The 19,104-nt window shown below is 44.3% G+C and carries 20 protein-coding genes and 1 tRNA gene; 2 read left to right on the top strand and 19 right to left on the bottom strand.

The window, feature by feature from the left end; translation table 11 throughout:
* Positions 1-10 precede the first annotated feature (10 nt).
* The 8 genes from rfbB to MJO52_RS04315 form a co-directional block, all read right to left on the bottom strand.
* On the bottom strand, positions 11-1,090 hold the full coding sequence (gene rfbB, locus MJO52_RS04350; protein ID WP_252084727.1) for a dTDP-glucose 4,6-dehydratase: 1,080 nt from the start codon (positions 1,088-1,090) through the stop codon (positions 11-13).
* Positions 1,091-1,261: 171 nt separating this feature from the next.
* Positions 1,262-2,134: a dTDP-4-dehydrorhamnose reductase gene (gene rfbD / locus MJO52_RS04345; RefSeq protein ID WP_252084726.1), complete on the bottom strand. Its 873-nt coding sequence runs from the start codon at positions 2,132-2,134 to the stop codon at positions 1,262-1,264.
* A 154-nt stretch (positions 2,135-2,288) separates the two neighbouring features.
* Positions 2,289-2,837 (bottom strand): dTDP-4-dehydrorhamnose 3,5-epimerase, encoded by a 549-nt coding sequence (gene rfbC / locus MJO52_RS04340; RefSeq protein ID WP_252084725.1) that lies wholly within the window; start codon positions 2,835-2,837, stop codon positions 2,289-2,291.
* A gap of 49 nt (positions 2,838-2,886) precedes the next feature.
* Positions 2,887-3,825 carry a glucose-1-phosphate thymidylyltransferase RfbA gene (gene rfbA, locus MJO52_RS04335; protein ID WP_252084724.1) on the bottom strand — a complete coding sequence of 313 codons (939 nt, stop codon included), beginning with the start codon at positions 3,823-3,825 and terminating at the stop codon, positions 2,887-2,889.
* A 101-nt stretch (positions 3,826-3,926) separates the two neighbouring features.
* Positions 3,927-5,555 (bottom strand): polysaccharide biosynthesis/export family protein, encoded by a 1,629-nt coding sequence (locus MJO52_RS04330; protein ID WP_252084723.1) that lies wholly within the window; start codon positions 5,553-5,555, stop codon positions 3,927-3,929.
* A 136-nt stretch (positions 5,556-5,691) separates the two neighbouring features.
* Positions 5,692-6,930 carry a hypothetical protein gene (locus MJO52_RS04325; protein ID WP_252084722.1) on the bottom strand — a complete coding sequence of 413 codons (1,239 nt, stop codon included), beginning with the start codon at positions 6,928-6,930 and terminating at the stop codon, positions 5,692-5,694.
* 3 nt (positions 6,931-6,933) lie between these two features.
* Entirely contained in the window at positions 6,934-7,644 is a 711-nt protein-coding gene (locus MJO52_RS04320) for an ABC transporter ATP-binding protein (RefSeq protein WP_252084721.1), read from the bottom strand.
* A complete protein-coding gene (locus MJO52_RS04315) occupies positions 7,641-8,432 on the bottom strand; it encodes an ABC transporter permease (protein WP_286037003.1) in 792 nt (263 codons plus the stop codon). Before MJO52_RS04315 ends, MJO52_RS04320 begins: the two co-directional genes overlap by 4 nt.
* A 1,386-nt stretch (positions 8,433-9,818) precedes the next feature.
* Between MJO52_RS04315 and MJO52_RS04310 the strand changes: the two genes are divergently transcribed.
* Positions 9,819-10,073: a site-specific integrase gene (locus MJO52_RS04310; protein WP_252084720.1), complete on the top strand. Its 255-nt coding sequence runs from the start codon at positions 9,819-9,821 to the stop codon at positions 10,071-10,073.
* Between the two features lie 243 nt (positions 10,074-10,316).
* Here the strand turns inward: MJO52_RS04310 and MJO52_RS04305 are convergent, their stop codons facing one another.
* The 11 genes from MJO52_RS04305 to gltX all read right to left on the bottom strand — a co-directional run bounded on the left by MJO52_RS04305 (position 10,317) and on the right by gltX (position 18,267).
* Entirely contained in the window at positions 10,317-11,198 is an 882-nt protein-coding gene (locus MJO52_RS04305; RefSeq protein WP_252084719.1) for a putative selenate ABC transporter substrate-binding protein, read from the bottom strand.
* Between the two features lie 343 nt (positions 11,199-11,541).
* Positions 11,542-11,997, bottom strand: coding sequence for a DMT family transporter (locus tag MJO52_RS21365; protein ID WP_353505464.1), 456 nt, complete (start codon positions 11,995-11,997; stop codon positions 11,542-11,544).
* Positions 11,998-12,104: 107 nt separating this feature from the next.
* Positions 12,105-12,395 (bottom strand): hypothetical protein, encoded by a 291-nt coding sequence (locus MJO52_RS04300; RefSeq protein ID WP_252084718.1) that lies wholly within the window; start codon positions 12,393-12,395, stop codon positions 12,105-12,107.
* Between the two features lie 95 nt (positions 12,396-12,490).
* Positions 12,491-12,931 carry a GNAT family N-acetyltransferase gene (locus MJO52_RS04295; protein ID WP_252084717.1) on the bottom strand — a complete coding sequence of 147 codons (441 nt, stop codon included), beginning with the start codon at positions 12,929-12,931 and terminating at the stop codon, positions 12,491-12,493.
* Positions 12,932-13,376: 445 nt separating this feature from the next.
* Entirely contained in the window at positions 13,377-13,673 is a 297-nt protein-coding gene (locus MJO52_RS04290) for a hypothetical protein (RefSeq protein ID WP_252084716.1), read from the bottom strand.
* Between the two features lie 103 nt (positions 13,674-13,776).
* Entirely contained in the window at positions 13,777-14,109 is a 333-nt protein-coding gene (locus tag MJO52_RS04285; protein WP_252084715.1) for a YnfA family protein, read from the bottom strand.
* Between the two features lie 84 nt (positions 14,110-14,193).
* Complete coding sequence (locus MJO52_RS04280) at positions 14,194-14,784, bottom strand: hypothetical protein (RefSeq protein WP_252084714.1); 591 nt, start codon at positions 14,782-14,784, stop codon at positions 14,194-14,196.
* Positions 14,785-15,036: 252 nt separating this feature from the next.
* Positions 15,037-15,612 carry a hypothetical protein gene (locus MJO52_RS04275; RefSeq protein WP_252084713.1) on the bottom strand — a complete coding sequence of 192 codons (576 nt, stop codon included), beginning with the start codon at positions 15,610-15,612 and terminating at the stop codon, positions 15,037-15,039.
* 345 nt (positions 15,613-15,957) lie between these two features.
* Positions 15,958-16,197: a hypothetical protein gene (locus MJO52_RS04270; RefSeq protein ID WP_252084712.1), complete on the bottom strand. Its 240-nt coding sequence runs from the start codon at positions 16,195-16,197 to the stop codon at positions 15,958-15,960.
* Positions 16,198-16,573: 376 nt separating this feature from the next.
* Positions 16,574-16,649 (bottom strand) — tRNA-Ala (locus MJO52_RS04265).
* Between the two features lie 142 nt (positions 16,650-16,791).
* A complete protein-coding gene (gene gltX / locus MJO52_RS04260) occupies positions 16,792-18,267 on the bottom strand; it encodes a glutamate--tRNA ligase (RefSeq protein WP_252084711.1) in 1,476 nt (491 codons plus the stop codon).
* 275 nt (positions 18,268-18,542) lie between these two features.
* Here gltX and MJO52_RS04255 point away from each other — a divergent pair, with 275 nt between their 5' ends.
* Positions 18,543-19,070: a hypothetical protein gene (locus MJO52_RS04255; protein ID WP_252084710.1), complete on the top strand. Its 528-nt coding sequence runs from the start codon at positions 18,543-18,545 to the stop codon at positions 19,068-19,070.
* Positions 19,071-19,104 lie beyond the last annotated feature (34 nt).

The following is a 19,104-nucleotide window of genomic DNA, read 5'->3' as shown; positions in this document are numbered from 1 at the left end:
CACCTAAAACTTACTTCTGGTAATTGTTAAGCACTATAGGTCTCCACCAAGTATCATTTTTGAGATACCAGCTAATAGTTTTCTGTATACCTGATTCAAAAAATTCACTCGGCTGATATCCTAATTGTGAAACAGCCTTATCTGTGTTCACAGCATATCTACGATCATGGCCAGGGCGATCAGAAATAAAATTTATTAATTCTTGTGCCCTTCCTTGTATTGCATGTACTGCCAGAGGATATTGTTTTTTTAGTTCAGGGTCTCTGGAAAATTCTTTATTGATTTTTTTACATATCAGCTTAACGATATCGATATTGGTCCATTCATTATTCCCACCTATGTTATAACACTCCCCTAACTCTCCTTTTTGTATCGCCAGCTCAATCCCACGGGCATGATCAGCTACAAAAAGCCAGTCACGTACTTGCTGGCCATCACCATATATAGGCAATGATTTGTTCTGTAGAATATTGGTGATTACTAGTGGTATTAGTTTCTCTGGGAAATGGTAAGGCCCATAGTTGTTCGAGCAATTACTGGTTGTAATCTTTAGGCCATATGTATGATGGAAAGCACGCACCAAATGGTCAGAAGCTGCCTTACTGGCTGAGTAGGGGCTATTAGGTGCATAAGGTGTGGTTTCACTAAATGGTGAATCCTCAGAATTCAAAGCTCCATAAACTTCATCCGTGGAAACATGATGAAATCGATGGCTATCTTTGTTTATTCCTTCATCCAACCACACCCTCTTAGCCGCCTTAAGTAAACTGTATGTTCCGATAATATTGGTTTCAATAAATGAATCTGGACCACAGATAGACCTATCTACATGACTTTCTGCCGCAAAGTGTACCAGCGTATCAATTTTATACTCTTTAAGTAGAGCTTCTACTAGAGATGTATTACAGATATTTCCATGACAAAAATAGAAATTAGTATTTTTTGCTACCGGATTCAGATTCGCTTTATTTCCTGCATAGGTTAAAGCATCGAGAACTATAATTCGATCCTCAGGGTGATTTTCCATCCAATAGTGTACGAAATTCGCACCTATAAACCCTGCGCCACCAGTCACCAGTAAATTACTCATTCTGTAGCTACCACTTCTTTTTATAAAGTAGGAAAGAAATAATTGAATATATGCATAGCTCTAAGTAATCGATAATTAAATATTAAAATATGACGTATTTAACTTCTAACTTTAGGCCCCTATATCCTTTTTGTAAGTTACAAAAAAGGATATAGGAATCGAGTATACTTTTTAGCTATTAACTTTTTCTTGTAACACTTGGCGTAATGCTTGACGCCAGTGCTTTAGCTCAATACCTAGATCTTCTACGAGGCTACTTTTATCCAATACACTGTATGACGGCCTTACCGCGCAAGAATGATATTCGGCATTTCCAATTGGTATAATATTGACATTAGCGTCTTTGGTTAGCACCCCTAAATTTTTGGCTTCCTCATAGATCGCTACAGCAAAATCATACCAGCTGGCTGTACCGGCATCGGTGCAATGATAAATACCGCTAACTTCCGGTTTGCTTACCAAACTAAAGATAGTTTCAGCCAATGTTATACAGCTAGTAGGGGTACCTATCTGGTCTGCAACTACACCTAACTGATCACGCTCGCGCATAAGTCTAAGCATAGTGTTGGTAAAATTAGCTCCGTGGGCGCCATAAACCCAGGCTGTCCGTAAAATGACTGCTTGTGGTAATACACTTTGAACAGCAGCTTCACCAGCAGCTTTACTTTCTCCATAGATACCCAATGGACGAATCGAATCCTGAGGTTTGTATGGGCTACAACCCTGGCCATCAAATACAAAATCTGTGGAGATATGTATTAAGCGAGTATCCATTTCGTGACAGGCCCTAGCTAAGTTTTCCGGACCCGTAGCATTAATTGCGAAAGCTTGCTCTCTCTCTGATTCCGCCTTGTCTACCGCCGTGTAGGCAGCGGCATTAATCAACGTATCTGGTTTGTACTTATTAACAGCTTGCATAACCTGATTACTATCTGTGACATCCAGATCATTGCGGGTTAGCGCTACCAGATTGACATCGCGCGGTTTGCGTTTTTGTAATTCTCTTGCCAGCTGGCCATTTCTACCTGTTACTAGGATTCTCATTTACTTATTCACACTGAATTAGTTAGTGCCAACTGTTCCTGTCCCTTATGGTGGAAACTAGGAATGATGAAGCTTATCCCTCAAAGTTACATACCTGAGCCTATTCATTATTTTGGCTATACTTTGATGAATAGATCTTGTCTACAACGAGCCTTTACTCGAAAACAAACGCATCTTTTAAATATTTTCCCTCAGCATCTTTAGCCGAGAGTTTTGGCTCCTCGCCATTTACCAAGGGCCATTCGATCGACAGTTCAGGATCATCCCAACGGATGGAGTTCTCATACTCGGGTGCATAGTAATCAGTACATTTATAAACGAACTCTGCCTCAGAACTAGTGACATAGAAACCATGAGCAAAGCCTTCCGGCACCCAAAGTTGGCGCCTATTTACTGCTGAAAGCGTCACGCCAACCCACTGGCAAAAAGTTTGCGAATTTTTACGTAAATCAACCGCCACATCAAAAACTTCACCTTTAGTGACTCGAACCAGCTTACCTTGACACTGCTTGGTTTGGTAATGGAGGCCACGAAGTGTTCCTTGTGTAGATTTGCTGTGGTTATCTTGAACAAAAATTCTATCTTTACACTCTTTATTGAAGAAATCCTGGCGAAAGGATTCGTAAAAGAAACCACGATCATCATTAAAGATTCTAGGTTCAATAATTTTCACATCGAGAATTGCGGTTTCAATCACTTTCATGCGGTTTCTCTAACTGCTGATTTTTCTCAACATGGGTCAAGCATTTAGGTCAAAGTAATGTGGCTAAGCGTTGCTGAGTTAAAGAGGAGATTTCGCCATTTTCGTACAATAGGTTCATGAGATATTCACCATACCCACTCTTCAAAAGTGACTGAGCTTGCTTTTCCAGCTGCTCTGCGCAGATAAATCCCTTACGATAGGCTACCTCCTCTGGGCAAGCAATTTTCAACCCCTGACGACGCTCCATAGTTTGAACAAAATGTGCGGCCTCAAGCAGGTTGTCATGGGTTCCGGTATCCAACCAAGCACTACCACGGCCTAAGAACTCAACGTTTAGTTGATTTCTGTTCAAGTAAGCATTATTGATATCAGTAATTTCTAGTTCACCACGAGTACTAGGCTTCACTTCTCTAGCTAAGTCACACACCTGATTATCATAGAAGTAAAGACCAGTCACAGCATAATTAGATTTAGGTTGAACCGGCTTTTCTTCTAGGCTTATTGCTTTACCTTCCTTGTCAAATTCAATGACTCCATAATCCTTTGCATCTGCTACTCGATATCCGAATACCGTTGCACCATCTTCACGTGCATCAGAGCGCTGCAGTATCTGACTAAAATGTTGGGCATAAAATATATTGTCGCCAAGTACTAAAGCACTACTATTGTTTCCTACATGATCACGGCCTATCAAAAATGCTTGTGCTAAACCATCTGGGCTTGGCTGTATCGCATAGCTAATATTAATACCCCATTGTTCACCACTTTCAAGTAAGCGCTGGTACAAATATTGCTCTTCTGGAGTAGTGATAACCAATATATCTCGGATACCCGCAAGCATTAGAGTTGTCAGGGGATAATAAATCATTGGTTTATCATAGACGCCCATCAGTTGCTTGCTTACCCCTTTAGTTAGGGGGTATAAGCGCGTACCAGAGCCACCAGCAAGAATAATTCCCTTCCTAGTTGAGCTTCCTTTTATTTCCATAGTTTTCCCCTGAAGCTAAATAAGCTGCTCCCTCCTTATTATGTTTGCTTTCTCACTCTCAATTACCAAAAGTAATTAAAAGAAGGAAGTAACTTTAAGTTTTAGAAGGACAAAACTGCCGCCGTTCCTACAGCAATACGATAAAGAATTTCTGTGACATCTTTAGTCACCTGTAGCTCACTGGAGCGCACTTCTGGCATCACCATTATTTCATCGCCAGGGCGCAAGATATCCTTCAGACGATTATCGAACTTCCTTTTTTTAACCCGGCTGATTGTGCCATCCAAATGCAGGATCACCAGTTCATCTTGATTGGCGTTATTGGAGAAACCGCCAGCCATTTCAATATAATTTTCCAGTGTATGGCGCGCATTAAATACCAGTGATGTGGGGAAAATCACTTCACCTACTACTGAAACGGTCGAGTTCTTCAGGGGCACCACCAGCCTATCACCATCTTCAAGCAACATCGTTCCAGCATTGGGATTGTTAGCCAGTACCACTTGACCACGGGGATGTGCTTTTCGTGCCTCAGCAATAAATTTTTGAATCATTGCCGCATTTTCAGACTGAGCGCCTTTTTCTAACTCAGTGTTTGGCTGGCGGGTAAGAACTTCCATCTGAAGTGCATCAAGGGAGCGTTCTAGTGCTGCACGCTGCTTCTTGGCCACGCTCTTACGATATAACTGCACTGCAGATTGATCGGCATTACCGCGATACTGAAGCTGCGACAAGAGATCTTCTAGGGTTGCGCCGTAGGGAAGGACATAGCTGGCAGGGCCATCCAATTCACCACTTACGCTAACGGATATCGATTTGATGTCGTTATCTCTAACCAACTCAACTCTGGCCCCAGGATAAAGCACAGTATTCAGAGCTTCTTCTAGAGGTAAATAGCTGGCTTGCTGCTGATCATCGATCACTTGGGTAATACGGGCAAAATTAGCCTGCGGATCCGGCTTGGTAACCAGTAACATCTCCCCTAACTGGGTGTAAGGACCGTTAAATTCAATTTCTGCGGCCTGTTGCACCGCGCCTTCGATAGAAACGGCTCCGTTACGTGCTCCAATAACAATGGTATCACCATTACGCAGCTGCAATGCGGGCATGCTGCCCTTGGTAAGGAAGTTATACAGATTGACGCTTTGCAACAGCTGATCACCACGTACAACTTTAACATCTATAAAGCTGCCACTATCGCGATCAATACCACCGGCACTATCCAGATAGTAGAGGATGGAGTCAGAGGAGTATCCATTATATAAGCCTGGATTTTTCACATAGCCAGTTACAAATACTTTGACTGGCTGACTCGCTTCCAGATTGGCATAGGCGCGCACATTTTTCTTAAATACGCTTTTAACGTGACGCAGAACAAAATCATTGAGTTCACCATTTTTCACGCCGGCTACATGTACCGGCCCAACCTCAGGCACAAAAATATTACCCTGGGGGTCCACCGCCAGGGTCGCGCTAAAACTATAGGCGCCCCACAGCTGTAGGTTAATCTGATCACCTACGGTAATACGATAGTCTGGGTTAAAGCCACTAAAGGGCTGATCTTTAAAAGCACCTTGGAATAGGGACTGACCAAAGACCGGCACATTGGATCTGGGAATCTCTGTAGATTCATTCTTATCCAACAGTTGGGTTTCCAGGGCCTGCGCATTTGGCAAGGCAAAGCCAGTCAGTAAGCCTAATAATACCCCAAGGGTTTTTAAGTTTCTCACGATCATTTTTTCGGTTTTTTAGTTTGTGTATCTATTTCTAAAGCCCAAATTTTGAATTAAAAATTTGGGCTAGTTTCGTTTTCAATAATTCAGCTACTTTCAGTACCCTCTAAACCTTCAACAGGGATTAACGATACTAAATCCTGTGGTCGCGGATACTGGATACCAGCATCTTCACAATGCCATAAATTAATAACAGGATAATTGCCAAGCTAGTGAGGTTATAAAGTTTGCGTGGATATTCCGCTTTCTCAGCCAACGACGGCTGACTGACAACCATTAAATGCTTCAGCCGTCCGGAAGCCTCCATTCGCGCTGTCTCCAAGGCTTTAAGGGATGCGGCGTAAGCATCGGTGGCAAACTGAAGATTCAATTCCAAATTCTGAAAGTGTGCACTCAAACTGTTGAGTCGCTGTTCTCCCTGAGCGTCTGAGACACCTACAAGGCGTTCCTTTTCTGCAGCTATTTGCCCTTCCAAGGCATTAATTTCAGCCTGCATAGAGACAATCTGAGAGGAATTAGGATTAAGGTAGGTTTTGGCCGCAGTCAGCTTGGCACGCTGCTCAGCAAGTTTTGCCTCCAATCCTTGAATAATGCCGCTGATGCCTTTGGTAAGCTCTTCTGGGCTGACTACTTTATTGCGGTTTTGAAAGTCGAGAATCTCCTGCTTAGAAGCACGGAGTTTATTCTGCGCCAACTCCAGCTCACTGCGAACAAAAGCCACTTGCTTATCAGCCAACTGATTGCTAATCGCATTTACAAAATCTTCAGATTTCTGGGTAACAGTTTCAACTAACCTACGAGCAAATTCAGCCTCAAAAGCCTGCATTTCGATTGTAATAATGCCAGTCGACTCATCGTAATCAACTGCAATATGTTCGCGGTAGTACTTCAAATAATCTTCTTGGCTGGCCTTCGAACCGAGACGAGAGAAGATGTCGTAGCGATCGCTCTTGTAGTAATCACTCAATTGCAATGTTTTATCCAGATACACCGCCATGTCCAGAGACTGGATATAGTTGACCACTAGGAAGGCATCCTGATTGTCTATTCCCACCCCAGGCAACAGGAAACCGAGCGAGGGGGACATTCCTTGGCTGGAACCGTTGTCTTTTACAATAAGCTGGGTACTACTGACATAGCGATCCGAAACAAAGAAGAGATAATAGGCGGATACCAGAAACAGCGGTAGGCCAACACAAAGCAGTAATCCATGCCAAGAGCTCATGCGCGAGCGACCTGCACCAGGTTGTGGCTGCAATTCATTCGCAGCAAAACTTGCAAATATACCTTTCACAACCTCAGCGGTTCTTTTAAATGCGCCACTATCGGGCTTAGTCTTTTGCTCTGTGACAAGCTGCGTATTTGTTTTCATTGTCTATGCCTTAAGTGCCTGTGCGGCCCTGTTCTGTAGTTGCACCTTGGGCTTGGGGATTCCCTGCTGATAAACCTCTATAGCCTCTTCTACGGTATCGTATATCTGTAACCCTTCCGGCCCGAGATAGATACCAACATCGCAGTTCTTTTTCAGTTGCTGCATTGCATGGGCCACAATAATAAAATTGGCTGATTTACGTCTCTCCGCGATAATCTGCTCACATTTGTGTTTGAAATGTGCATCGCCAACCGACATCACTTCATCTACTAAGTAACAATCAAAATCTACAGAAATACTTAGGCCGAACGCTAAGCGGGAGCGCATACCAGAAGAGTAAGACTTAACCGGTGCATTAAAATAATTACCAATTTCTGCAAAATCCTGAACTCTATCTAATACCTTTTGCCTAGCAGTTCCCCAAATCCCGTGAATACCGCAGATAAACTCGGCATTCTCTCTGCCTGTCATACTACCCTGGAAGCCACTGGCAAGCCCCATAGGCCAGGATATGCGCTCGTTGGTAATGACTTGTCCATAATCGGGATAATCAATGCCGCCCATAATCCGTAACAGGGTTGATTTGCCGGCACCATTACGTCCAAGAATGCCAATATTCTTGCCTTCAGGGAAAATAGCATTCACATCTTTAAACAACATTTTGCGACCATTCGGCGTTCGAAAGGACTTAGTCAGATTTCTTAACTCGATCACTTGCTGCGTACCAAATCTCTCCACTGGCTGCGGTAAGCCAACAAACCAAAAGCGAGCATTGCTAACGAACTGAAAGCCAGATAAGGCAAGTCTGCAAACATGCCGTGATAACTACTGAACAATCCCTCACGGGTTAACTCAATCACATGTAACAAAGGGTTCCAGGCAAGAAATGGATGGTATTTTTCAGGTATCTGTTCCAGGGAGAAAAACACTCCCGACATAAAATAAAGTGGTCGCTGGATTAAGGATCCGAACTTCGAAATCTCAGGATATTTCGCGCCTGCTACACAAAGCGCCAAACTCATGCCGAATATGAAACAAAGATAGAAAATGTTTACTGCAACTAACAGTAGAAAGTTATTAAACTTTGCTGATATACCACCCCAAGCCAGTATCCCTAATAGCCCAACCATGCTTATTATGTATATAGCAAACTCCAACATCACTCGGCTCAAAACGGCATCAAAGGGGCGTAGTTGTCGATAGTTGAAGAGACCACGGTTAGAGTCCACCGTAGCCATAGATTTACCAAAGCAATGGGAAAAAAATAAAAACGGAGCGATACCACCGAGCATGAACAACGCAGTGGGAATCCCAGGATAAAATTCCCGCCCAATGAAACTAAAGATCGCAGCCAAAACCATGATATGCATGGTGGGCTCCAAAAGAGCCCAGGCATAACCCAACTTCCACTTGCCAAACCTAGTTTTCATTTCGCGCACAAGCAGTGCGTAGATTACATCCCGCTGGATCTGCCAGACAGTTCGCGAAGTTTTTGGGCCCATAGCAGCTTTTCTTGAATAACTGTGAACCAGTCCCGCTATCTAAAACGTGAAACTGGGATAATGACTTCAAATCCATTTGGAAGGATTTACTTCAAATACCCGAGTGATACTTGGTAGAACTTCACTCATCTACTTCTGATAGCTTCAAAGCTTGCAGGAATAGATGATGATGACTCCTCCTGAGTACATCAGCAGCCTTGTTGGTCAGCGCGGCATATTATCGCGGCGATTGATCTACGTCACACTAAATTAATTACGCGCCATTACGTGAACCCCATCTGATAACTTGCTTTCTTACAAGTCGCAGAACTTACACAGATTAAAAACCAGTCTCAATGTGCGTCTGGTGCCTGTCATCAATGGGCAAACAAGTAGCTCTCTCTTAACTTACTTTGTGAGCACTTACCTCTCTCTAAAGCCATAACGAAAACACAGTATCATTTTTATACGAATCGAGCTGATTTTATACACATCCACAAATGTGATAGGAGTAAGCCCCTAAGGGTTTACCCCCAAACTTGCAAGGTAATTTTTCAAAATCGCTACCAAAAAATAGCTGAATGACCCAGCATCCAAGACTTGCTCTGAATACCCCTAGAAAATAGAACTTGTACTAGATGTAAATATGAAAGGGAGCAGGGTAGTGCTTTAGAAGTTGGTTAGCGCTCACAACCTACTTAAAAGTCATGCTGACCTCATATGCCCGCAAGTAATCAGTACGGAAATCCTCCTATCGATTAAGGAGCAAGATTTACAGGCACAACTCATTTCCGAAAATGACTTGAAACTTTGGTACAGTTTTCATGGGATGGCTAGGCCGAGCACTCTGAACTTGATCATGTTTCGCAGTGAGCGGGCACAACACACGCTAGCTTGCAAAAGCATCTCAGCCTACTATCAAAATTATGAGTGTACAAATACAGTCGTCTAATAACTGAGCAACTTCGAAACATGTTTTGAGCATATGAGGATCAAATCTTATAGCTCTTTCATACTCTGCTCCTACCTTAACAGCTGGCTCCACTGATACTTACCCCCAATAAAGTCAAACCCTCACACTCTTGATTGCTAAAAAGTGCGTGTCCATAACATAAAAGGCACGGCTCAAATCTTTCATAGATTCAATTTTCAACAGCTGCCATCCACATAGAATCATCCCTTCTGTGTTACCAACTGGGCAGCGACATGCGGTTAACTTTGACCAATTCATAAGCCAGCTAAACCTGCTGGCAGGCTGAGAGCAGGTAACGCAGTCGTCTGGCTAGGAAATGGCCAGGCATAAGAAATTACCGCTGCCCCTATATACTGAGCCACACACCTAAACAACGGCGCACCGAAAAAACTAAAGAGCATGTTTGCCAGGTAAGCGCCCGCCGACTGAACGATATGTTTATAGAAGCTCGTAACGCTATTGGACTCTATATTGGATTACCGAATAAGCAAACCCCACCCAGCTTTCACGAAGTGCCTAGCCTGGCCTCAGACCGGTTTAAGCGAATGGGATACGACGTGCAGTCGGTGCAGCAATTGATGGCGCATACTGATGAGCGGGTTACTCAGTCTTATCAAGCGGGACACGATATTGATTATGAAGAGATTAGTATCTATTTGGATAGGCAAGCAATAGGAAGGGAGTTTTAATAGGGGGAATTTTTAACACTAAGATAAATACTGGTCCAGCACCTAAACTGGACTAGTTAGAATTATAATAAATTTACTTAAGCTCTATTCTGCCCAATAGTTTCAATATTATTGTTGGGCTCTAAGTAGCGTATCTTCTTTGATTGGTTCAGCTTGTAATAGCCAAGATTTTTTATGACTCTCCCTGAGGCCTCTTAGGTAAGCAATACACCGTTCAGAAGGAAAAATTTGAACCCAAATCGCTTATTCATTATTCAATAAGCCAGTTTCGTGGGCAATCTCCACGATTGGTTGGTACATTGAGTTATCAGCTTTGATAAACCCTTTACGAGGAAATGCGGCAAGTAGTTTTGGATCTCGCATATTCAAAATCGCCTGTTGTACCTTGTCTGTGAATCCATTACCCCAGGTCTCATCGACATCTCCACGAATTGTCCAGTTGTAATCTGGATATCCAGGAGTTTTCCAGATCACTTGTACTTTACTCTCATCCACTTTGCCAGCTTTCTTTTCATTCTCCCACACTTTGTGATTCAGGGCTCCAACCTGATATTTCCCAGACTGCACAAGATCCAAGGTATTGGAATGGTGGTCACCAAAACCAACGTGGCTAAACACATCGGCTGGAGACTTACCGAATGCCTTTCGGATAAAATATTCCGGCATTAGTCGTCCAGAAGTAGAGTGTTCTGAACCGAAAGTAAACGTCATACCCTCAATACCACGGGGAAAGTCTTCTGACGATTTGAGTCCGGTGCTTTTATTAGCAATAAAGTAAGAAGTGAAATTTTGATCTTCTTCACCTTGAGCAATAGCTTTGGCGCCAGGATCCGCAATACGAGCCTGCACCCCAGTAAAACCACCGAACCAAGCCAATTGAACTTTATTATTTCTAAAAGCTTCGACCGTATCGCTATAGGTCTCCACAGGTAAGTACTTAACTTCAACCCCTAGCGTATCAGATAAATACTGAGCAACTTTGCCAAAGCGTTTTTGTAAGCGTACCGGGTCCTGGTCCGGGATGGCAGTAAAAACAAACCGATTTATATTTTCTTGGGAAGATATGAGGGATATGCCAAATAGCATTATGAGGCTGAGAATAGACACGGTTAAACGTTTTAACATTCTATTGGTCCTTTACAGGTCCATAATTCGAAATTTATAGACTAAAAGTAAGCAAGTAAATATAAGTGTTATATATAGATACGAAAGTGTAACCAAAATGTATGGTATTTATTTGGATAATCAAGAGCGAGATAGCTTTTCACCATTATACGTATTATCTGAACTGTTAATATAAAGGCGGTGGGGAATACTATGACGGAGGTATACAGAGGCGAGAAGCTGCACCACTTTGCGCAGATCCTCTTTTCACCGTTGATTACCCTGCTGTATTCGAAGCTACCACAGGGATTTAGCTGGATTATTTTAAGAACAGCTAACCACTTTTCAGCAACTTGTTATATGCCTACCGCCGTGCCACCAATAGTACACCTGCTACTATAAGTAGCGCGCCACACACCCTTGAAATTGACAACTCTATCTTGGGATACCCAAGCCATCCGTTATGATCTAGAACTAGAGACGCTATAACTTGGCCACAAACAATAGAGATTGCCAAAACTAGCGCTCCCAGCTTTGGAGCCAAAAATACAGACATTGCAATATTGAATGCTCCGAAAGCGCCACCAAGCCAAGCCCACCATGGTATGGAAGTAATTGACTCTTTAGTAAACCAGCTTTCACTTTGAAAAAGTGAGATAGATCCTAGTATGAGCGTGCCTATCAAGAAAGAGATAAATGCCGCTTGGATGGGAGTATGGAGAGCTACACGAAGCTGTGAATTCACCCCCGCTTGTGATGCAAGAGAAGCTCCAACAATCAGAGCAAAAACCAGTAAGGTATACGTACTTAAACTATTCAACTTACAATACTCTTTACTACTTATCGCACTAAGCGCTTATAGTAGGAGCGGAAACTCGTCCAACGATTTTGGGGACCGGGCCTGTAGGGCCGTACTGCCGGTACTTATTATATGCTCTTACTATCATTTAGACTCATTGCTGCTTTTACTAAGATTCTCTCTACTTCCTTGTTTCTACACTCGAAGTATCGATGAACATCAAGGGCAACTAATGCAGGGGCATTTTCTTTAATAGCATCGAGAATAGCAGCCCGTTGTTCTGAGTTTGCGCTTTCTAGCTTGGCAATATTTTTTATAGTAGCAGCAATAGTTCCTTTTCTTACTCTTACCCCTTTAATAGTTTTGTAATCCTCATCATCCTTGAGTAAATCTTGTGCCTTAACTGGTCTTTCATCCATAAAGTTCGACTCCTTCATCGCGAAATACTCGCAACACATAACGTCGCCAGCAGGGGCTGGAGCAAGCAGTGCGGAAGTCCCTCTGGCTTGCCTTATTAAACATTGCTTTTCAGTTTTTGAACATACTTGTACGAAGTTTTGGTGAAACCAATACTTTCATAAAACTGTTGAGTCGACTCACGTTTGAGCGATGTTGTTACTTCAAGTGTACTACAACCTTTTGCGGCAGCATTATCTCGCGCGAAATCAATTAGTCTTGTACCCACACCATACCCCCTGACATCTGAATCCACGACAAAGGCTGTAATTCGGCAAAACCTTTCAGCTGAAGGAAAATAGTCAAAGTAGATGACAGACATAACGCTTACGACAGATTTGTCTAAAATTCCAACAACCGTTTCATAGCTATCGCAAATGGGATTTGATATCAGCGATTCAATTGCCTGAATGGATGGCTCATATCCTAGCTGTTGCAGCAAGCTCACAACGACTTGAATATCATTTTTCTCAACTTTTCTTATTTCGAAATTAGCCATAACTTTGAGCGATGTTTAACAACCAGCTTTGGGGCAACCAGAAGGCAGTGTAGGCTGTCCTAGCCATGTGGAGCATGGCGACAACAGCGTTTTTTATGTGTTTTTGGCATGTCGCCTAATCAGAACCTTATTGAGTATCATTGCTGATAGCACTAGGGCGAATGACAAGGCTATGCCACATGTAACCCAGAACGCTACGTATTGAAACCCGTGATTATTAGCATACAAATCTGGCGACGGATTCCTAGCCAGTTCCTCCATTATTTTGGAAGCATATATTTCGCCAAGAAAATGAATACTAACAGTTCCCAGAACAATATATATCGCAACACAGATTCCCCTAATCCTCTTACTCATTGTTGCCTCGGATTACACATAACATTGCGAGAAGGGGCGGCACGTATGCGGCGTCCACTGCCTTACCTTGTATGGTTGTTCTTGCCCTCTAAAAATCTTCCGAATCAGAATCTAGTCTGACCTGCAACTCTTCCATCGTACTAAACTTTTCTGTTCTAGGATAAGGAGCTTCCTCCTCCTTACCAGACCAAGTTAGATGAACTATATAGAATGCACTCTGGTCAGTTAAGAGTATATCGTCTTGGTCTTCACGCTTTGCGAGAGCTTGAAGCTCAATCCCATACAAGCAATGATCTTTCGAGAGTTCCTTAAACAACTCTCGCTGTAAAGCCTTGCTATGACTTTCAACGTATTCATTTATATCTGACCAAGGTTCCTTGTACATCACTACCTCTCAAGAGGCATAACGCCGCCAGCAACGGCCGCAATGTAGGGGGGAAGGTTCCGTAAGCCGTCCCGCCCCGATAGAGACGAACAAGGTGCGCTTTTTAAGCATGACGTGGCCCAAGCATGATGATTGCCATCCCAATTAGGCAGAATATAACACCGACAAAGTCCGTGACCACTGGTCGAGTTGATTCTACTGCCCAAAGCCAAAGTAGCGCGACTGAAACATAGACGCCACCATATGCTGCATATGTACGGCCTGCAGCTTGTGGATGTAAGGTAAGCAACCAAACGAACAATGCCAAGCTTAATGCAGCAGGAACGAGCATCCAAATAGAATAACCTTGACGCAACCAAAGGTATGGGAGATAACAGCCCACAATTTCCGCTATGGCAGTAGCTATAAAAAGAAATAATACCTTTAATATTTCCATAGTTCTTTATGAATGCTTAACGCCTCAAGAAGGGGGCTAGTTACGGCGTCCCGCTTCCTTAATTTGTTAGTACCTTTGACGAATTTAGGGAGCCAAATAATTAGTGATAGTAATACTTTGAATATCAATTAAACCTGAGGAACCATCATAATCACGGATATTATCATTCAACTCTCCAAGTTGATCAGTAAACTCATTCACCAGCGGGTAGTAGTCCCTTGATAAAACAGTTTCTTTATTTGGCCCAGAGAAAAGAATTGCTTCTACATTTGTTAAGATGTTACCGCTAACGAGATTATCAAATGTGCTCTTAGTAAATTTTCCATGATAGCTCATAGTTAATTGTAAGTACCCATCTACATTCGTGAGTTCATACGAAAGGTCGCGCCCTCTAAGAGTGCAGCACCAGCCTATAATATCTCCATAGCTCCAGGTAAAGAAGTAATCTGTCTGATCGCAATCTTCATAGCCGCTTGGACAATCCATATTATAAAATAGGGCAAAGTCCTGCCCCATAATATCACCAGCTCCATCGGTAGCCACCACAACTTTTACTCCTATATCGAGAGCGTCTTCTCGCGATACGTTCTGTGAAAATCGTACAACAACTTCAAAAGAAGGAGGACCAATTGAAAGTATTTCGGAGGAGGTAAAGCTTTCTATTTCAGCGGGCATCTCTACTGGATCAGAACTATCTCCGCCGCTGCATGCGAGCAGAAGGCCCGCAAAAGAAGCTAGAGAGATCAAATGTAGAATTTTTTTAGTATATATAACATCTAAGTTTAGGCTAATTTATTTTTGGTATCACTACTAACGCCGTGTTAACTGGCCCAGTGTAGCGAAACCAGCGTGTGGCAACGTGAGCGAAAGCGAGCCACATGCTGGTAGAACGTAGCTGGATCCACGTTCAACACTTAGCTAGAAACATCATATGCCGCTTTCTGGCTTTAATCTCTGCTTATCATTTTCAGCTTTCTGTTGCCACTTAGGCAGATACTTAGATTTCAATTTTTCAATTTCACTTGCTTTGTTTTTTGCCCAATTTAAACCAGTCTCGTTAGGCACAACTTCAGCCGTGCTATTGTACCAGCTATCAATCTGTTGTTGAGATACGTCTCCACTTGCAGGATTTAAACTAAACCTAGCCTTCCATACTCCCATTCTGGGCGACACCAAAACATAGTATGTTTTATTTTCCAAAAGATTCGCTTCAAGAAAATCTGCATTTTCTCCAATTACCATAAACATATGCTTGCCCGGTTCCGCTTGGTAGGCAACTCTTGTTTGCGCTGATACTGTACCTAGATAATTAGAGTCATTATAAATCGTCGACTGAATTGCTCCGCCATAATTGGAAGGCCTCATGAAATGAACCAACGCCTTACCGTCTTCAGGTTTTGTTACAACGGATTCCGGTGTAACTCTTGTCATATGATTGCTTTGGGTTGCACAGCCTGAAAAAAACAAAACCCCAAGAAATACAATTATCAACCTATTAAACATCTATCTTTCCTCTTTCTGTGAATGAAAATTTTTTCTAACCGCTTATTAAAGAGTCAGGGGCTCACTATCCTTTTGGCTACTATTTCTGGGATGGAGGCTTCAAGCTCCACAAAAAAGCCTTTATTTACAGCAGGCTATAAACCACTGTCTAAATAGCAACCAGGGATAGTGAGCCACTGACTCAAGTCGTCCGACTCAACTTCCCGTTCTTAAACACACTTTACCCATAATTCAACCAATAAGTTAGGGAGCACCTTTCTGTAGATGTAAGCCATGGCTCTATAATTCGGGCCCTCGCACCGGCGACACGCTTTCTCCACTGTCCAGCTTTTCGCTCGAAAGAACTTATCCAGAAACTAAAGCTACAAGCTTTCTTCTTCCTTCCTTTACACGAACACGAAATAGTTCAGGGTGAGCCTCTGCCAACTCTATCCATGAACCTGCTGATTCTGGTTTTCTTTGAAGCTGTCCCCCCACCCCCTCTTCGCTTCTACTCGTGCCTTTATGATATGCAAGGACTTGTATTAACGACAAAACCTCTCCCAACCGTGCAAGCTCTAAATAAAATGATTTTTTGCCACTCATACCATCTTCCTTAATGCGCAAAAAATTAATTCAATAGAAACTTCGTTATGTGCAAGTATTTTCGCTGCTATAGAACACCTTGAGCCCCCTTAAAAAATCAACTGAATAGCACCTCTACCAGTGAATGGGTGAGTGAAGACGCTGTTGATTCTAATTAACCCAGGCAAAGAGCTTGATGTTGCACATGAGAAGAAATCAATATTTGTCCAGGCAAGCGAGTGACTAAAAGGGATTTTTTGTGAAAAGGTAAAATTTCAGACGAAAAAAAAGGGCCTAAAGGCCCTTTTTTCTTTCTTGTGAGTTTTGTCCGGTTTTTACTCACCGGATAAGAGATCATTACCCTCTTCTCACAACCCCTTGATAGACAAGGGAAATTTGGTGGAGCTAAGCGGGATCGAACCGCTGACCTCAACACTGCCAGTGTTGCGCTCTCCCAGCTGAGCTATAGCCCCAAATCCTTTTTGCTTAACGTTTCCGTTGAAAGCGAGGCGCATTTTAGCAAGGTTTAGACGCCTGTCAACAGAAAAAATAACTTTTTAATCAATTAGTTAGCAACTTAGCCGGCACAGCCCCCTGCCGGGGGCTGTGGGGTACTTAGGAGAGTGAGGCGTACTCTTTCTCCCAACGTTTGAGGACTTTTTTCCCGGCGCCGCCCAGGGCGTCGATGGCCTGGCGCAGGCGGGCGCGGCTGAGGTCTGGGCCCAGTAGTACCATGGCGTCCATCACAGAGAAGGAGGCGGTGGTACCACTGATGGCGACAAACAGGGGCGCGTTGAAGTCCTTGAGCTTAATCTCCATGGACGAGGATAGCGTCTTCACTGCCTGGAAAATACTGTCGCGGTCCCAGGCACGCAGGGCTTCCAGACGCCACAAGGCGAATTGCAGCAATTTCTTCTGCTCATCCAGCTCCAACTTATTGCCACTGAAGCTCTCCTCGGTGAGCGGCAGCTTACCGGAGGCAAGGAAGCTCACCAGCGGTGCGAAATCGCCGAAAGTCTCCATACGCTCTTTGGCATGGGGCAGTACTTTGAGCAGATTCTCGCGGTTAAACATCCAGTCCATAAGGCGGTCGGCAAGCTGCTCATTTTCCAACTCGCGAATCCACAAGCCGTTCAGCCAGGACAGTTTCTCTACATCGAACACCGGACCGCCCAAGGAAACGCGGTGGATATCGAAATGCTCAAGCATTTCCTCCAGAGAAAACTTCTCGCGCTCATCCGGCATGGACCAGCCCATACGGCCCAGATAGTTGAGCAGAGCTTCAGGCATAAAACCGGCGCGCTGATAATAAAGAATAGAGGTGGGATTTTTGCGCTTGGACAGCTTAGTTTTATCCGGGTTGCGCAGCAGCGGCAGGTGGCAGAGCACCGGCATTTCCCAACCGAAGTATTCATATAACAACTGGTGCTTGGGTGCGGAGTTAATCCATTCCTCACCGCGCAGCACATGGGTGATCTCCATCAGGTGATCATCCACCACGTTGGCCAGGTGGTAAGTGGGCATGCCATCGGACTTGAGCAGAATCTGCGCATCGACCTGGGCCCAGTCGATCTCAATAGTACCTCGCAGCAGATCCTCCACTACACAGGTACCGCTCTCCGGTACGTTCATGCGCACTACATAGGGGGCTCCGGCGGCGCGACGCTTCTCTACTTCCTCTTCCGACAGCGCCAGGTCACTGGGCTTCAGTGAGGTGCGGCCGGCTTCGCGCAGTTCTTCACGCAGCTGCTCCAGCTCTTCGGCGGTGCGGTAACAGTGAAAGGCATGGCCTTTCTGCACCAGTTTATCGCAGTAAGTTTTGTAGATATCACCGCGCTCACTCTGCCGATAGGGGCCGTGGGGACCGCCTACGTCTGGACCTTCCTGCCAGTCCAATCCGAGCCAACGCAGGCTATCGAGAATCGCCTGCTCGGATTCCGGGGTGCTGCGCTGCTGGTCAGTATCTTCGATACGCAACACAAACTGGCCGCCCTGGGCGCGGGCAAAACACTGATTAAACAGGGCAATATAGGCGGTACCAACGTGGGGATCACCGGTTGGAGACGGTGCGATTCGGGTTCTTACGGTCATGACAAACCTGGTTGAAGATAAATAAAGGACTCTAAAGGCGCGGGATTATAGCGCTGGCCGCGCGTCGGGCACAGATACAAGCTGGTCGCTAATAAGATCTTTTAGGCGCCATAAATCGAAAATTACCCGTAAATGACGTGACTTGAATCACAAAAAAAGTATGATCCCCGCCATAAAGATGGAATAGCTTGACTAACGCATTACCCCTGACAAGTGCAGGATCTTCGCGAGCGGCTTTTCACAGAACGATAACCAACGGCTCAGGAAGATACGCCATGCACAAAAATGTAGTTCGTTCACTGGCCTCTGCTCTCGCAGCAGGCATGCTTTTCAGCGCTTCGGCCGCCACCATGGCAGCCACCAATAGTGCCAGTAGTGATATCACCCTTACCTTTAACCCGAGCATTGTAATTGCCGATGTCGGCGATATCACAATTACCGACCCTGCCCTGGGGACCGATGCCGTTGCCAGTGATGCCTTTTGTATCGGCGGTTTTGGTTTTCCCACCTTTAGCATTACCTTTGAAAGCAATGATGGCAATAACGATACGGCTTTCAGCCTCTCCGGCAACGGCCTAGACGTTCCCTACAGCGTCGGCTTCGACAACAGCACTAACGGTCCCTTTACTGTGGTTAATGAGGGTGAGCCACTAACTGGACTAGATCGTAACGCCGCTTCTTGCAGCGGTTCCGACAATGCCAGATTCCAAATCACTGTTGCCAATAGCGCCTGGCAGACCAACGATGTGCTGGATGGCACCAGCTACACCGATACGCTGCTGATCACTGTAGCCTCAGAATAATTTTGTGGCGTGGCCGGATAGGATTTCCAGCCAA

This window comes from Microbulbifer variabilis (assembly GCF_023716485.1).
In the GTDB taxonomy this organism is placed as follows: domain Bacteria; phylum Pseudomonadota; class Gammaproteobacteria; order Pseudomonadales; family Cellvibrionaceae; genus Microbulbifer; species Microbulbifer variabilis_B.
Note: the sequence above shows the minus strand (reverse complement) of the source record. Positions and strands in the feature narration are given on the sequence as shown.

Excerpts from the sequence above, each read along its gene's own strand:
- MJO52_RS04280 (WP_252084714.1), bottom strand. The coding sequence starts at position 14,784 with ATGCCCGCTGAAATAGAAAGCTTTACCTCCTCCGAAATACTTTCAATT.
- MJO52_RS04255 (WP_252084710.1), top strand. The coding sequence starts at position 18,543 with ATGCACAAAAATGTAGTTCGTTCACTGGCCTCTGCTCTCGCAGCAGGC.
- MJO52_RS04285 (WP_252084715.1), bottom strand. The coding sequence starts at position 14,109 with ATGGAAATATTAAAGGTATTATTTCTTTTTATAGCTACTGCCATAGCG.
- gltX (WP_252084711.1), bottom strand. The coding sequence starts at position 18,267 with ATGACCGTAAGAACCCGAATCGCACCGTCTCCAACCGGTGATCCCCAC.
- rfbA (WP_252084724.1), bottom strand. The coding sequence starts at position 3,825 with ATGGAAATAAAAGGAAGCTCAACTAGGAAGGGAATTATTCTTGCTGGT.
- MJO52_RS04310 (WP_252084720.1), top strand. The coding sequence starts at position 9,819 with ATGTTTATAGAAGCTCGTAACGCTATTGGACTCTATATTGGATTACCG.
- MJO52_RS04305 (WP_252084719.1), bottom strand. The coding sequence starts at position 11,198 with ATGTTAAAACGTTTAACCGTGTCTATTCTCAGCCTCATAATGCTATTT.
- MJO52_RS04275 (WP_252084713.1), bottom strand. The coding sequence starts at position 15,612 with ATGTTTAATAGGTTGATAATTGTATTTCTTGGGGTTTTGTTTTTTTCA.
- MJO52_RS04270 (WP_252084712.1), bottom strand. The coding sequence starts at position 16,197 with ATGAGTGGCAAAAAATCATTTTATTTAGAGCTTGCACGGTTGGGAGAG.
- rfbD (WP_252084726.1), bottom strand. The coding sequence starts at position 2,134 with ATGAGAATCCTAGTAACAGGTAGAAATGGCCAGCTGGCAAGAGAATTA.
- rfbB (WP_252084727.1), bottom strand. The coding sequence starts at position 1,090 with ATGAGTAATTTACTGGTGACTGGTGGCGCAGGGTTTATAGGTGCGAAT.
- MJO52_RS04315 (WP_286037003.1), bottom strand. The coding sequence starts at position 8,432 with ATGGGCCCAAAAACTTCGCGAACTGTCTGGCAGATCCAGCGGGATGTA.
- MJO52_RS04325 (WP_252084722.1), bottom strand. The coding sequence starts at position 6,930 with ATGAAAACAAATACGCAGCTTGTCACAGAGCAAAAGACTAAGCCCGAT.
- MJO52_RS04300 (WP_252084718.1), bottom strand. The coding sequence starts at position 12,395 with ATGGATGAAAGACCAGTTAAGGCACAAGATTTACTCAAGGATGATGAG.
- rfbC (WP_252084725.1), bottom strand. The coding sequence starts at position 2,837 with ATGAAAGTGATTGAAACCGCAATTCTCGATGTGAAAATTATTGAACCT.
- MJO52_RS04295 (WP_252084717.1), bottom strand. The coding sequence starts at position 12,931 with ATGGCTAATTTCGAAATAAGAAAAGTTGAGAAAAATGATATTCAAGTC.
- MJO52_RS04290 (WP_252084716.1), bottom strand. The coding sequence starts at position 13,673 with ATGTACAAGGAACCTTGGTCAGATATAAATGAATACGTTGAAAGTCAT.